The organism is Shewanella sp. LZH-2 (assembly GCF_016859145.1).
GTDB classification, from domain to species: domain Bacteria; phylum Pseudomonadota; class Gammaproteobacteria; order Enterobacterales; family Shewanellaceae; genus Shewanella; species Shewanella xiamenensis.
In genome coordinates this window covers 3,288,757-3,303,122 of record NZ_CP069350.1, presented here as the reverse complement: position 1 = coordinate 3,303,122, position 14,366 = coordinate 3,288,757, and the positions used below count along the sequence as shown (strand labels likewise).

Below are 14,366 nucleotides of genomic sequence, written 5' to 3'. Positions count from 1 at the left end.
AAACACTCGGCAACATTTTTGTTACTTTTTACTGTTCAGTTTGGCATTTTTGGGCTAGGTTAGGTCAAAAGTTTTATCTATAAACTAATTTGCAGGGACACAGCAAAAGGAGCCCAAGATGAAATCCGCCGTAGAGCAGCTATCAACCTATAAGAGTGTGCATTTAAATCCGCGAAATATTCGAACTCATTTTATTGGTATTCCATTAATTATATGGTCGGCTTTTCTATTATTAGCGACAATCCGTATTCCACTTGGTAGTGCTGGCGATGTGAGTTTAGGTGTGATTTTAGGGGCTGGCGTGCTGGTTTATTATTTTCGTTTGCATGCAAGGTTAGCGATTGGTCTGGCCTTGTTTATCGCCCCCGTCGTGTATTCAACAGAGTTAGTGGCCTCCTCTCCCAACGCCTTCTGGTTGGCTATATCGGTATTTATCGTCGGTTGGGTTTTTCAGCTGATTGGCCATCAATACGAGAAGGCAAAGCCTGCCTTTATTGATGATTTAAACCAACTGTTAATTGGCCCGTTTTTCTTAATGGCCGAAGTGTATTTTATCCTGGGGCTAGAAAAAGATTTAGATGCCCAAATTACACCTATTGCGATTGAGAAACGCCGTGCACTCGAAGCGCGGCTGAAGACGCAAAGCGTTAAATAATCTCTTGGGGGAGAGGGAAATAGGCTGAATTCCATTTGGATTCGGCCTATTTTTTTATCTGTAGTAAAGTTAGCGGGGTGGTTGATAATGCTGTGGGATAATTCGCACTGTTTTGACCATATTGTCAGCGACTTCAATGACTTCTAGCGGGTAGCCTGCAAGGCGTAGGCTCGTGTTTTCGGAGGGGATGTCCTCCAAATACTCTAAAATCAGGCCATTGAGGGTTTTAGGACCATCGGTTGGAAAATCCCATTTCATCTCTTTGTTCAAGTCTCGGATGGTGATACTGGCATCAATCAAATAACTGCCATCCTGTTGTTGGTTAATCTCTTCACTCGCGGTTGGTAACATTGAAGTGGTGAAGTCACCGACAATTTCTTCGAGGATATCTTCGAGTGTTACCAGTCCTTGGATGTCACCGTATTCATCCACGACGAGGCCAATACGTTCTTTGTTGTGCTGAAAATTGGCTAATTGCACATTGAGTGGTGTGCCTTCAGGAATAAAGTAGAGCTCTTTGACGGCGCGCAGCAATGAGGATTTACTGAACTGCTCTTTTGATTGCAAGCGCAGCGCATCACGCAGATGAATAAAGCCGACAGCATCGTCAATGGTATCGCGGTAAACCAACACGCGAGTATGTGGGCTTTGGATCACTTGGCGATTGATATACTTAAAGTCATCATTGACGTTAATTGCATAGATATCCGAGCGTGGCACCATGATATCTTCAACAGTGACTTTTTCTAAGTCTAGGATCGATAACAACATTTCTTGGTGGCGTTGGGGGATCAATGCGCCAGCTTCATGAACGACTGTGCGAAGTTCTTCCTTGCTTAATGCATCGCTGCTGTTGATAGACTTTATCCCCACTAAGCGCAGTATGCCCGTGGTGATAAAATTGACGCTAGTGACGACATAGGAAAATACTTTCGATAGGGCGATAAGTAAATAGCTTGATGGAAAGGCGATACGTTCAGGATTGAGTGCGGCAATGGTTTTAGGTGTGACTTCACCAAAGACGAGCACGACCAATGTCAGTACCCCTGTTGCAATCGCGACCCCTAAATCGCCCCACAGACGCATTCCGATAATCGTGGCGATGGCTGAAGCAAGAATATTAACCAGGTTGTTACCAATCAAAATCAAGCCAATTAAGCGGTCTGGACGTTCAAGTAACTTGAGGGCACGAATGGCACCTTTGTGACCATTTGAGGCGAGATGCCTTAATCGATAGCGATTAAGAGTCATCATGGCGGTTTCAGAACCTGAAAAATAGGCAGAGAAAAGGATAAGCACCAATAAGAAAATGAGGAGTGCGCTTGTCGATATAGCGTCCAAAAATAGGCTCCAATTAGGCCGATAGGGTTAAGTTGATACCGAGAAATAAACGGGGTGTCAAGTCAGCTTAGCGAGTAAGCACCTAAGCTGACTTGAAATTATTAACTAAGAATTAATTCTTTGACAATGCGAGCGCCAAAATAAGCTAAGGATAACAAGGTTGCACCAGTTAAAGTGTAAATGACTGCGGTGCGAATTTTACAGCCAACCCAATACTGCTGCCACAGCATAGCGATATACACGAACCAAGCGATAATTGACAAAATCGCCTTATGGCCTTTGCCATCGGCAAACATGTCATCGAGGAAGATAAAGCCTGTGGCTAGGGATAAGCTCAGTAAAATGACCCCAATAATAACAAGATGATAGAGCTGCTTTTCTACCGTCATCAGTGGTGGAATGCTAGGGCTTAACATGAGTTGTTTCTTTTTGAGCTTGTTTTGGATCATCGCCAGTTGAATCGCGTACAGGGCGGCGATCATCAGGGCGCTGTATGCCATGAGAGAGAGCACAACGTGCGCTAAGACCTCAGGATACAATTCAAAGTGAGTAATAAACTTAGGCGGCAATAACCAGAGCAGGGCTACAGAGAGCACGGAACAGGCATAAACCACGGGCACAACCACAATCACTTTTAGCCTAAACATCATCACGGTAAAGGTGAAGGCGATGATCCAGTTCACTAACGAGATCACATTAGTGAGGCTGAAGTTTTGTCCGTCAGGGGTAAATATCGCTTGTGAGAGGGCGGCTGCGTGTAGAATCACCGCAATCGCTGCGATACCTGCAACGGCTTTACGATTAGGGCCTTCAGGATGGAAGAGCCGGCTTGTCACTAATACCAATGCGATGCAATAAAAAAACATGGCTGAGGCAGAAAAAATGACCATGGGTAATTAACCTATTTGTGTTGTTAAAGGTGCCTTATATCCCCAAACTACTTGAAACTCGTATTTTCAGATTGTTTGAGTTTTAACTGGGCATACAGATCAATATTTTGCCTAGAATAGCATGAGCTATCGGCAAATGGGCAGTGACATAAGTTGCAAAATTTAGCAGATTCTTATTGTTAGGTGTAAATAGTCGCCGTCAAGTCGCAAAATAAGTGTGGTAGCAGATTAAATGCCTAAGTTAACGCAACCGGGGCGTAGCAGTAGCATAATACGCACGCATGGTTATAATACTGCCCATTAATCGAGATCCTTAAAGGTATAGAGCAGGACGATGTTTGAGAATCTAACCGACAGACTGTCACGCACGCTGAAAAATATCAGTGGCCGTGGTCGCTTAACCGAAGAAAACGTTAAGGAAACCCTGCGCGAAGTGCGTATGGCGCTGCTGGAGGCCGATGTTGCCCTGCCTGTGGTGCGTGAATTCGTTAACAATGTAAAAGAACGTGCCGTTGGCCAAGAAGTGGCGAAAAGCCTAAGCCCTGGCCAAGCCTTTATTAAGATTGTTCAAAGTGAACTTGAAAAATCCATGGGCGAGGCAAACCAAGCTCTGGATTTAGCCACTCAGCCGCCAGCCGTGGTGATGATGGCGGGTCTTCAAGGTGCGGGTAAAACAACCAGCGTTGCCAAACTGGGTAAGCTGCTGCGTACGCGCCATAAAAAATCGGTATTAGTCGTTAGTGCTGACGTTTATCGTCCAGCGGCGATTAAACAGCTTGAGACCTTAGCGACCGAAGTCGATGTGGAGTTCTTCCCATCGGACGTGAGCCAAAAGCCAATCGATATCGCTAAGGCGGCCATTGCCCACGCTAAACTTAAATTTATCGATGTAGTAATTCTCGACACCGCGGGTCGTCTGCACGTCGATGAAGCCATGATGGATGAGATCAAGGCACTGCACGCGGCGGTTAAGCCGATTGAGACACTGTTTGTGGTCGATGCCATGACGGGTCAAGACGCGGCAAACACGGCCAAAGCCTTTAACGAAGCGCTGCCGCTCACTGGTGTGATTTTAACTAAGGTTGATGGTGATGCACGCGGCGGTGCGGCATTATCGATTCGCCATATCACAGGCAAGCCAATTAAATTTTTGGGTGTGGGTGAAAAGACCGATGCCTTAGAACCTTTCCATCCAGACCGTATCGCCTCACGTATTCTCGGTATGGGCGACGTATTATCGCTTATCGAAGAAGTGGAGCGTGGCGTCGATAAAGAAAAGGCGATGAAGCTGGCTTCCAAAGTGAAGCAGGGCGGTAGTTTCGATCTCGAAGACTTCCGTGAACAGCTGCAGCAAATGAAAAACATGGGCGGTATGATGAGCATGATTGAAAAGCTGCCCGGTGTTGGTCAGTTGCCGCCGGATGCTTTAGCGCAAATCCAAGATGGTAAAATGACCCGCCAAATGGAAGCCATCATTAACTCAATGACGGCGAAAGAGCGTAAAAACCCTGATTTAATCAAGGGCTCACGTAAGCGTCGTATTGCTGCGGGTTCGGGGACTGAGATTCAAGATGTAAACCGTTTATTGAAACAGTTTACCCAAATGCAAAAAATGATGAAAAAAATGTCGGCTAAGGGCGGCATGCAAAAGATGATGCGTGGAATGCGCGGTATGATGCCTGGCGGAATGAAATTTCCTGGGCGCTAATCTCAACGATTTTCATCAAAGTTGATGTCTTATCAGTTGGTTGATTGTATTTGGAATGAGGCGGGCAATTCTATGGCAGGTTTAATAATCGCCAGATTGGGTTGCATTCGTTGAAAAGTCAGGTAAAATCTTCCGGCTTTCTATCTGGGACTCTTCGCGAACACGGGGTTCCAGTTTTTATTTTTGCTTCAAGCAAATCATTAGAGGATTGAAAACGCATGGTTACCATTCGTTTAGCTCGTGGTGGCGCTAAAAAGCGTCCATTTTACAACATCGTTGTTGCTGACAGCCGTAACGCTCGTGACGGTCGTTTCATTGAGCGTGTTGGTTTCTTCAACCCATTGGCCCGTGGCCAAGAAGAAACTTTACGTTTAGACCTAGCTCGCGTTGAGCACTGGGTTGCGAACGGCGCTGCGACAACTGATCGCGTTGCAAAATTGATTAAAGACGCTAAAGCTGCTGCTTAATAGCGTTAAGGTATAGATTGATGAGCAGTAACCAACAGCCAGTCGTACTGGGGAAATTAGGCTCCTGTCATGGCATTAAGGGTTGGCTGAAAATCACCGCCTATACCGATTCTGTTGAAGGTATCTTTGATTATTCGCCTTGGCTTATTAAAGAAAATGGCGAATGGCGTGAAGTAAAAGTTACTCAGTGGCGTTACCAAGGCAAGGCCGTTGTGGCCGAACTTGAAGGTGTCACCACGCGGGAGCGAGCACAAATGCTCACCAATTGCGAAATTGGTATCCTGCCGCAGCAGATGCAATCATTGCCAGAAGACGAGTTCTATTGGCGTGATCTTATCGGTTGTGAAGTGATTAATACTACCGGCTATAACATGGGGATTGTCGATCAAATCGTGGAAACCGGTTCGAACGATGTCCTACTTGTTAAGGCCAACGCTAAAGATAGTTTCGGCAAAGTGGAACGTATGGTTCCCTTTGTCCCAGGGCAATTCATCTTAAAGGTGGATGTCCAAGGTAAACAGATTTTAGTGGATTGGGATCCTGACTTTTAAGTCGAGGTACAACATATGTGGTTAGGGGTAATTACCCTGTTCCCAGACATGTTTCGTGCCGTAACAGACTTTGGGGTTACGGGTCGTGCCGTGAAAAACGGTCTGCTTGAGTTGCACACGTGGAATCCTCGCGATTTCACCCATGATAGACACAGTACTGTGGATGACAGGCCTTACGGCGGTGGTCCTGGTATGTTGATGATGGTGCAACCTTTACGCGATGCCATTCATGCTGCGAAAGCAGCAGCAGGCGAAGAGGCAAAGGTGATTTACTTGTCACCTCAAGGACGCAAGCTGGATCAGCAAGGCGTTACTGAGTTGGCTAAATCATCCCGGTTGATTTTGGTGTGTGGTCGGTACGAAGGTATTGATGAACGCATCATTCAAACGGAAGTGGATGAAGAATGGTCGGTTGGGGATTACGTGCTTTCGGGCGGCGAATTACCCGCAATGACCTTGATAGATGCAGTATCGAGATTGGTTCCTGGCGTGCTAGGAAAACAAGCTTCGGCGGAGCAAGATTCTTTCTCCGACGGTTTACTGGACTGTCCTCATTACACGCGCCCTGAAAGTCTGGATGGACTCGATGTACCTGCAGTACTGCTAAGTGGCAACCACGAACAAATTAGACTCTGGCGTTTGCAGCAAAGCCTTGGTAGGACTTTTCTAAGACGGCCAGAATTATTTGAAAATCTAGCTCTGACTGACGAACAATCGACTCTTTTAGCGCAGTTCGTTGAAGCAATGGACAAGCATGCTTAGTCGTAGCTCAGTTAATTCTAGAACGGAGTAAGTTATGAACAACATCATTAAAATGCTCAACGATGAGCAAATGAAACAAGACGTACCTGCGTTTGGTGCTGGTGATACAGTAGTAGTTCAGGTTCGTGTTAAAGAAGGTGATAAAGAGCGTTTACAGGCTTTCGAAGGCGTTGTAATTGCTAAACGTAACCGTGGCCTGCACTCTGCATTCACAGTACGTAAAATCTCTAATGGCGAAGGTGTTGAGCGTGCATTCCAAACGCACAGCCCTCTGATCGCTAGCATTGAAGTTAAGCGTCGTGGCCGCGTTCGTCGCGCCAAACTGTACTACTTACGTGATCGTTCAGGTAAATCTGCACGTATCCGTGAAAAGCTGGCTACTAAGTAATAGTACCCGCTACAGAAAACAAGACGTAGTGTTCGCACAAAAAACCGCCCTAGTGGCGGTTTTTTGTTGGCTGACGTTTTTCTTTTTAGCCGTATTGAGTGCGTTTCGGGTTAATACGGCTTTCGACAGAGAGCCACTATGCCTTCAAGCCTTTGCCTTATCTAAAGCGCGTTGAACTCCCGCTGAATGAACAGATATTTAATACGATTGGTATAAATGCCGAATTTGTTAAATTCTTCCTTGATCTTCTGCCAATTAATAGGCATATTGGTCGCCTATTGTAATGGTGTATCATTACAATGTTACATTATAGCCTCGGCTATTTAATTCTTCCCCGCAGCGGTTTGAGATCCAGACTCCTGATAACCTGGGGATATGACTTCAGTTTTAGGTGGTAAGCATGCAACAGGATACGATCAATAACGTACACATCAGTTCAGAGAAAGTCCTTATTACACCGCAGGAGTTAAAAGCGACTCTGCCACTCTCTGAGCACGCGTATCGTTATATCCTCAATGCACGCAAAACCGTGGCGGATATTGTCCATAAGCGCGATCACCGCGTGCTTATCGTCACTGGACCTTGTTCTATCCATGATATCGATGCCGCCAAGGAATACGCTTTAAAGCTTAAAAAGTTACACGATGAACTCAGCGATGAGTTCTACATCTTAATGCGAGTCTACTTTGAGAAGCCACGTACCACAGTGGGTTGGAAGGGGATGATTAACGATCCTGATATGGACGAGTCCTTCGATGTTGAGAAGGGTTTAAAGATGGCGCGCGAGCTGATGATTTGGCTTGCAGAGCTTGAGCTACCCGTCGCCACCGAAGCGCTCGATCCTATCAGTCCGCAATATATTTCGGAGCTAGTGACTTGGTCGGCCATTGGTGCTCGTACGACTGAATCGCAAACCCACAGGGAAATGGCGTCGGGTTTGTCTATGCCCGTTGGCTTTAAAAATGGTACAGATGGAAAGCTCGATGTGGCAATTAATGCCCTTAAATCGGCGGCCAGCAGCCACAGATTTATGGGGATTAACCAACAGGGTCAAGTCGCTCTGTTGCAAACGGCGGGAAACCCCGATGGGCATGTGATCCTGCGCGGCGGCGTAACACCAAACTACGATGCGGCCAGTGTGGCTGAATGTGAAGCGCAGCTACATAAGGCCAAACTCAATGCGCGCCTTATTATCGATTGCAGTCATGGCAATTCCTCTAAGGATTACACCAGGCAAGTCCCTGTGTGTGAAGATGTATTTGCCCAGATCTACAACGGCAATAAGTCCATTATTGGCGTAATGCTAGAAAGTCATTTAAACGAAGGTAATCAAAGTTGTGATAAACCATTAAGCGAATTGGCCTACGGGGTTTCTGTGACAGACTCCTGTATTAATTGGGAAAAAACCGAAAGCGTTTTACGTGCGGGCGCATCGAAGTTATCTTCGGTATTGCCAACGCGTTTTGATATGCTCAAAGTGGCCAATGCTTGAGAGCAAATCTTAAGTGCCTAACGTTTAAACACCTTCCTTTTAGGTGGGTAGTGGACCGATAACATGAACGAAAAAACCACAACTGAATTAGAACACCTTCGCGGCCTTATCGACGGCGTCGACCAGCAATTGCTGCATTTACTGCGTAAACGGCTAGATTTAGTCGCGCAGGTGGGCACAGTTAAGCATGCCGCAGGCCTGCCGATTTATGCGCCGCAACGTGAAGCCGCAATGCTGGCAAAACGCCGCGAAGAAGCCAAAACCATGGGTATTGCGCCGCAACTGATTGAAGATATTTTGCGCCGCTTGATGCGTGAGTCCTATCTCAACGAGAAGGATGTTGGCTTTAAGCAAGTGAAAAATGACTTAGGTTCAGTTGTGATTGTGGGCGGGAAAGGCCAGCTTGGTGGACTGTTTCAACAGATGCTGTCGCTCTCGGGTTACCAGGTCAAAGTGCTTGATAAAGACGACTGGCAGCAAGCGGAAACCTTATTTGCTAATGCCGGATTGGTACTGGTAACTGTGCCTATCGCCATCACCTGCGACCTTATCCGTGCAAAACTAACCCAATTACCACAGGACTGTATTTTAGCCGACTTAACCTCCATCAAGACTGAACCGATGAATGCCATGTTAGCTGCCCACAAGGGACCCGTTGTTGGCTTTCATCCTATGTTTGGCCCAGATGTCGGCAGTTTAGCTAAGCAGGTTGTGGTGGTGTGTCATGGACGCGAAGCGGATAAATACCAATGGTTACTCGAGCAAATTACGATTTGGGGCGCACGAATTGTCGAAGCCGAGCCTGAACGCCACGATAATGCGATGCAGTTGGTACAGGCGATGCGCCACTTCTCAACCTTTGTGTATGGCTTAAACCTTTGCAAAGAAGAAGCAGATATCGAAACTCTGCTGCAATTTAGCTCGCCCATCTATCGCTTAGAACTCGCCATGGTAGGGCGCTTGTTTGCCCAAAGCCCAGAGCTTTATGCCGATATTATTTTTGCCCAGCAGGACAGCCAGCATGCGATTGGCGATTATTTGGATAACTATCGCGAGGCATTAGAGCTATTAAAGCGGGGCGATAGGGAAGCGTTTATCAACCAGTTCCAAACGGTTGCTAAGTGGTTTGGTGATTTTGCGCCGCAGTTTCAGCGCGAAAGCCGCATGATGCTGCAATCGGTAAGTGATATGAAAACGAACTGATAATGAACGAGTTAGCCCTAAAAAATGCCCATCTTTGATGGGCATTTTTTATGGGTTTTGAGTCACTTTTATTGTGTAAATTAGTAACTGCTTAAGGTGATCATTCTCTAAGATTTGGCATTCAAGGTAAGAAAACACTGTCGCTTATTTTCGGTTTAGGTAGACTAATTTTAAACATGCATAAATAAAGCATGAATTTAAATTAGGAGTCTATCCATGTTCTGTATTCAGTGTGAGCAAACCATTCGTACACCCGCTGGCAATGGTTGTAGTTATTCCCAAGGTATGTGTGGCAAATTAGCGGCAACCTCGGATCTGCAAGACTTATTAATCTACATGTTGCAGGGTGTTTCCGTTTATGCGGTAAAAGCGCGCGAGTTAGGCATTGTAGATTCTGAAGTCGATACTTTTGTTCCTAAAGCTTTTTTCTCAACCTTAACCAACGTCAACTTCGATGATGAGCGGATCATTGCTTATGTACAGCAAGCTGCAACACACCGTGAAAATCTAAAAACAGCCTATGAAGCCGCTTGTGAAAAGAGCGGGAAAACGGCAGAGCAGATGCCGCCAGTCGCGCAGTTAGTGTTAGGCACAAGCAAGCTTGAAATGCTGTCTCAAGCACCTATCGCGTCGCTTAATAAAGACAAAAACCACATTCATGAAGATATTTTGGGACTTAGATTACTCTGTTTATACGGCCTTAAAGGTGCGGCCGCTTATATGGAGCATGCGCGTGTACTAGGTAAAACCGATGCTGAGATTGCTGCGGATTTCCATGAGATCATGGCGTTTCTCGGTGAACCGAGTGTTGATGCAGATAAATTATTCTCCACTGCGATGGAAATTGGCCAATTAAACTACCGCATTATGGCTTTGCTTGATGCGGGCGAGACTGAAGCCTTTGGTCATCCTGAACCGACAGTCGTCAACACTAAACCGGTAAAAGGCAAAGCGATTCTGGTTTCTGGCCATGATATGAAAGACTTAGAGCTTATCCTCGAGCAAACGGCGGGCAAAGGCATTAATGTTTATACCCATGGTGAAATGCTGCCTGCGCTTGCGTATCCCGCCTTTAAAAAATATGCCCATTTAGTAGGTAACTACGGCAGTGCATGGCAGAACCAGCAAAAAGAATTCGCTAATTTCCCTGGCGCCGTAGTGATGACCTCAAACTGTATTATCGACCCGAATGTGGGCCAATACAGCGACCGTATCTTTACCCGCAGTATCGTCGGTTGGCCTGGTGTGACTCATGTAATTGGGGATGATTTTTCAGTTGTGATCGACAAGGCTCTCTCACTTGATGGTTTCCAATACGATGAAATTCCACACAATATCACCATCGGTTTTGCCCGAAATGCTTTAATGGCCGCAGCGCCGACTGTGGTGGAAAACGTCAAAAACGGTTCTATCAAACACTTCTTCTTAGTCGGAGGTTGTGATGGTGATAAGTCGGAGCGGAGTTATTTCACCGATTTAGCGAAATCGGCGCCAAAGGATTCCGTTATCCTGACCTTAGGTTGTGGTAAGTACAAATTCAACAAGTTGGAATTTGGTGATATCAATGGCATTCCGCGTTTACTCGATATTGGCCAGTGTAACGATGCCTATTCGGCAATCCAGCTAGCTATCGCGCTATCACAAATCTTTGAATGCGATATCAATGAATTACCATTGAATCTCGTGCTTTCATGGTTTGAGCAAAAAGCCATTGTCGTGCTGCTGACGCTGTTGTCACTCGGGGTGAAAAACATCCGTACTGGCCCAACGCCGCCGGCATTTTTAACTGCAAACTTGGCCAAGATTTTGGAAGAAAAATTTGGCTTGCGTAATACCACCACAGTGGAAGCCGATCTTAAGACCATGTTAAACGTAGCCTAGGTCGATTGATAGCATAGAATCACTGCGGCTTGACGATAAGGCCGCAGTGTTATGGATACAAAGATTATGAATATCAATATTCTACCCGATATCACTTTATCCTCCACGCCTGCGCGTCAAGACAGTTTCAGTCAGTTAGTGTGTGTGGAACGTTGGAACGAAACCGCTGATGTGGTGAGTTTTCGCTTTCAAGCGGGTGAGCCGATGAAGTTTGATTATAAGCCGGGTCAATTTATGACCTTAGTGCTAGACATCAACGGTGAACAGGCTTGCCGCAGTTATACCTTATCTTCGACGCCGTCCCGACCTTACTCGTTAATGGTGACCATTAAGCGGGTTGAGGGAGGACTCGTATCGAATTATCTGATTGATCATCTACAGCCAGGACAAATGGTACGAGTCCTGCCGCCAACAGGGCAATTCAATCTGTTTGATATTTCAGCCCAAAAATACCTCTTTTTGAGCGCAGGTTGCGGTATAACACCTATGTATTCGATGTCGCGTTATTTGACCGATACCCAAATGAATGCCGACATCGCTTTTGTACACAGCGCGCGAACTCAAGCCGATATTATTTTTAAAACTTCATTAGAGACCATGGCTACGCGCCATCGAGATTTTAAACTGCGTTATATTGTGGAGAATGTCACCACTGATACGGTTTGGCATACTGAGGAAACATTACACGATATCGGCCGTTTAAGTGCCAATAATCTACGAGATTTAGTGCCTGATTTTGCCGAGCGAACCGTGTTTTTGTGCGGGCCAGAGCCTTATATGCAGGCCGTGAAAATGATTCTGACTGAGCTTAACTTTGATATGAGTAAGCTGCATCACGAGAGTTTTGCTACCGCAGTGAAAGAAGCGCAAAGCCGAGTCAAGCAAGCTGAAATGCAATCAGCAAATCAAGTTAATGCCAGCGCAAGCTTTATGTTATCTATTGGGGATAAAAAGCGGGCCTTAACGGCAGAGCAAACGTTACTTGAGGGGATTGAAGCTGAAGGTTTACCGATTATTGCGGCTTGCCGATCGGGCGTATGCGGCGCGTGTAAATGCCAAGTGCTCGAAGGGGAGACTGAGTCAACTAGTAGTATGACATTGACGCCAGCTGATATCGAAGCCGGATATGTGTTAGCCTGTTCAACTAAGCTTAAGTCGGATGTAACGCTGTCGTTGGGCTAATATTGAGTTGTTTGAGCCATCCTTAACGGAAATATTTTTGTAGCGTAGTTGCGATTATATCGCTGAGAACGTAAGGTTAAAGACAAGGGCGGAGTTCACGCCCAGTCCCATCGTCCGGCTGGAGTCTCTCAATGACAACGACAACCACTTATGCCGCAAAAATTGAAGATCGCAGCTTAGGCCATTTACTTTACGCCTTAATGTCCGGCTTTCCGTTGTTACTGCTTCCTGTGCTGCTGAGCTTGTTTATTAACTTGTCTCAGCGACACTCTCAAGGCAATGCGGTACTGGCTTCGCACCTGCGTTGGCAACGCCATTCTAATATGATTTTTTTAGGACTCTTAATATTAGGTTATTGCTTGCCGATTACTTGGCTTAGTCTTTCGATTTATCTCTTTGGTATTATTTGGTTTTGTCATCGGATAATTAAAGGCTGGTTAAGTCTATTGGATGGTTTAGAAGTCTAAAACTTGTGCTAGAGTCTTTTCATCTTAACGAGATAAGAGGCTCTAATGTCTAGTTATCAAATTCTGTGTATTCTCTGTGCGTTAGCCTTAGTCACGTCTGTGGCATCTTCGCGTTTGCATAAGCTGCAAGAAACCGTCGCCATTACCGCATTAGCCTTGGGCATGAGTCTGTTGCTATTGTTGGGGGGTAAAGCACTTGGCGGTAATGTTTATGGTTACTTTGTGGCAGGGCTGGAGAAACTCGACTTTCAGGCGCTATTGCTCAATGGCATGTTAGGTTTCCTGTTGTTTGCTGGGGCATTACAGATCCGCTTAAAAATCTTAAGGCATCAGAAATGGGAAATCCTCATCCTTGCCTTTGTCAGTACCTTGCTCTCGACTTTTATCGTCGGTGGTTTGCTTTACTACATAGCTCCCATGTTGGGATTGCCCTTGGCCTTAAGCCATTGTTTGCTCTTTGGCGCCTTAATTTCACCCACAGATCCGATAGCTGTATTAGCCATTTTGAAGAAGATGGGCGCGCCCGAAGATATTGCGATTCAGGTAGAAGGGGAGTCGCTCTTTAACGATGGCATTGGGCTGGTGATTTTTGTGGCCATCTCCCATCTAGCCTTTTCAACTGAGCCGCTGACCTTCACGCAAATCTCGTTATTGTTTGTTCAAGAGGCGCTTGGGGGCGTCGTTTATGGCGCAGTGCTGGGGGTATTGTTGCACCATTTCTTTCGCTACTGTGAGGAAGAAACCCAATTAATGCTGGTGACTTTACTGATCCCGACGGCGGGTTATGTTATCGCCGAAGTATTAGGGGTGTCGGGACCGCTGGCGATGGTGAGTGCGGGGATGATTATCGGCAACTACAGCGTGCCTAAATATTTTGTGCGCCATGAGCGGGTAAAACTCTATACTTTTTGGTCACTGATAGAGTCCTTCTTTAATGCGTTGCTGTTCCTACTGCTGGGATTATTACTCCTGCTCGTCACCTTTAAGGCGCCATTATGGTGGTTTATGTTAGTGGCTATTCCATTGGTGTTAACGGCGCGGGCGGTGAGTGTGTTTTTGCCGTATATCGGGTTTAGGTTAGTCAAGTCCTACAATCCCTATGCTGAGTCGATCCTTATTTGGGGTGGCTTGAGGGGCGGGCTGGCATTAGCGATGGCGATGAGTTTACCTGAGGGTGTGATTATCGATTCACAAAGTGGTGTCGAGCTGCGAGAGCTACTGCTCGTAATGACCTATGCCGTGGTAGTGTTTTCAATCCTAGTGCAGGGATCGAGTATGACGGGGTTAATTCGCCGCAGTAATGCGGTGGCAACAGATACCAATAGCCAGATTGCGCCTGAGCGAACCTAGCCCTGCTGCGTTTAAGCTTGAGGCCTAAA

Annotated in this window: 15 protein-coding genes; 13 read left to right on the top strand and 2 right to left on the bottom strand. The window is 46.2% G+C overall.

Annotated features, from left to right (window positions below; all coding sequences use genetic code 11):
• The first annotated feature begins 118 nt into the window (after positions 1 to 118).
• On the top strand, positions 119 to 655 hold the full coding sequence (locus tag JM642_RS14540) for an Mpo1-like protein (RefSeq protein WP_037415621.1): 537 nt from the start codon (positions 119 to 121) through the stop codon (positions 653 to 655).
• A gap of 69 nt (positions 656 to 724) precedes the next feature.
• Here JM642_RS14540 and JM642_RS14535 read toward each other — a convergent pair whose 3' ends face one another.
• On the bottom strand, positions 725 to 1,996 hold the full coding sequence (locus JM642_RS14535) for a CNNM domain-containing protein (protein WP_037415623.1): 1,272 nt from the start codon (positions 1,994 to 1,996) through the stop codon (positions 725 to 727).
• 101 nt (positions 1,997 to 2,097) lie between these two features.
• The gene (ccsA, locus tag JM642_RS14530; RefSeq protein ID WP_037415626.1) at positions 2,098 to 2,886 is read right to left on the bottom strand and encodes a cytochrome c biogenesis protein CcsA; all 789 of its coding nucleotides are present in this window, start codon (positions 2,884 to 2,886) and stop codon (positions 2,098 to 2,100) included.
• A 334-nt stretch (positions 2,887 to 3,220) separates the two neighbouring features.
• Here ccsA and ffh point away from each other — a divergent pair, with 334 nt between their 5' ends.
• The 12 genes from ffh to JM642_RS14475 all read left to right on the top strand — a co-directional run bounded on the left by ffh (position 3,221) and on the right by JM642_RS14475 (position 14,337).
• Entirely contained in the window at positions 3,221 to 4,594 is a 1,374-nt protein-coding gene (ffh, locus tag JM642_RS14525; RefSeq protein ID WP_037415628.1) for a signal recognition particle protein, read from the top strand.
• Positions 4,595 to 4,812: 218 nt separating this feature from the next.
• Positions 4,813 to 5,061, top strand: a complete 249-nt coding sequence (gene rpsP / locus JM642_RS14520) for a 30S ribosomal protein S16 (RefSeq protein WP_011071566.1) — start codon at positions 4,813 to 4,815, stop codon at positions 5,059 to 5,061.
• Between the two features lie 20 nt (positions 5,062 to 5,081).
• Positions 5,082 to 5,612, top strand: a complete 531-nt coding sequence (gene rimM / locus JM642_RS14515; protein WP_037415631.1) for a ribosome maturation factor RimM — start codon at positions 5,082 to 5,084, stop codon at positions 5,610 to 5,612.
• A 15-nt stretch (positions 5,613 to 5,627) separates the two neighbouring features.
• A complete protein-coding gene (gene trmD, locus JM642_RS14510; protein WP_037415633.1) occupies positions 5,628 to 6,374 on the top strand; it encodes a tRNA (guanosine(37)-N1)-methyltransferase TrmD in 747 nt (248 codons plus the stop codon).
• Between the two features lie 34 nt (positions 6,375 to 6,408).
• On the top strand, positions 6,409 to 6,762 hold the full coding sequence (gene rplS / locus JM642_RS14505; RefSeq protein WP_006080791.1) for a 50S ribosomal protein L19: 354 nt from the start codon (positions 6,409 to 6,411) through the stop codon (positions 6,760 to 6,762).
• A 98-nt stretch (positions 6,763 to 6,860) separates the two neighbouring features.
• A complete protein-coding gene (locus JM642_RS20395; RefSeq protein ID WP_144375353.1) occupies positions 6,861 to 7,046 on the top strand; it encodes a hypothetical protein in 186 nt (61 codons plus the stop codon).
• A 116-nt stretch (positions 7,047 to 7,162) separates the two neighbouring features.
• Entirely contained in the window at positions 7,163 to 8,254 is a 1,092-nt protein-coding gene (locus JM642_RS14500; RefSeq protein WP_037415636.1) for a 3-deoxy-7-phosphoheptulonate synthase, read from the top strand.
• A 63-nt stretch (positions 8,255 to 8,317) separates the two neighbouring features.
• Positions 8,318 to 9,457, top strand: coding sequence for a bifunctional chorismate mutase/prephenate dehydrogenase (gene tyrA / locus JM642_RS14495; RefSeq protein WP_144375355.1), 1,140 nt, complete (start codon positions 8,318 to 8,320; stop codon positions 9,455 to 9,457).
• Between the two features lie 216 nt (positions 9,458 to 9,673).
• The gene (gene hcp, locus JM642_RS14490) at positions 9,674 to 11,338 is read left to right on the top strand and encodes a hydroxylamine reductase (protein WP_203432058.1); all 1,665 of its coding nucleotides are present in this window, start codon (positions 9,674 to 9,676) and stop codon (positions 11,336 to 11,338) included.
• 51 nt (positions 11,339 to 11,389) lie between these two features.
• Positions 11,390 to 12,520, top strand: a complete 1,131-nt coding sequence (locus JM642_RS14485; RefSeq protein ID WP_082389618.1) for a hybrid-cluster NAD(P)-dependent oxidoreductase — start codon at positions 11,390 to 11,392, stop codon at positions 12,518 to 12,520.
• 131 nt (positions 12,521 to 12,651) lie between these two features.
• The gene (locus tag JM642_RS14480) at positions 12,652 to 12,987 is read left to right on the top strand and encodes a hypothetical protein (RefSeq protein WP_037425417.1); all 336 of its coding nucleotides are present in this window, start codon (positions 12,652 to 12,654) and stop codon (positions 12,985 to 12,987) included.
• A gap of 45 nt (positions 12,988 to 13,032) precedes the next feature.
• Positions 13,033 to 14,337, top strand: coding sequence for a sodium:proton antiporter (locus JM642_RS14475; RefSeq protein ID WP_203432057.1), 1,305 nt, complete (start codon positions 13,033 to 13,035; stop codon positions 14,335 to 14,337).
• Positions 14,338 to 14,366: the final 29 nt, after the last annotated feature.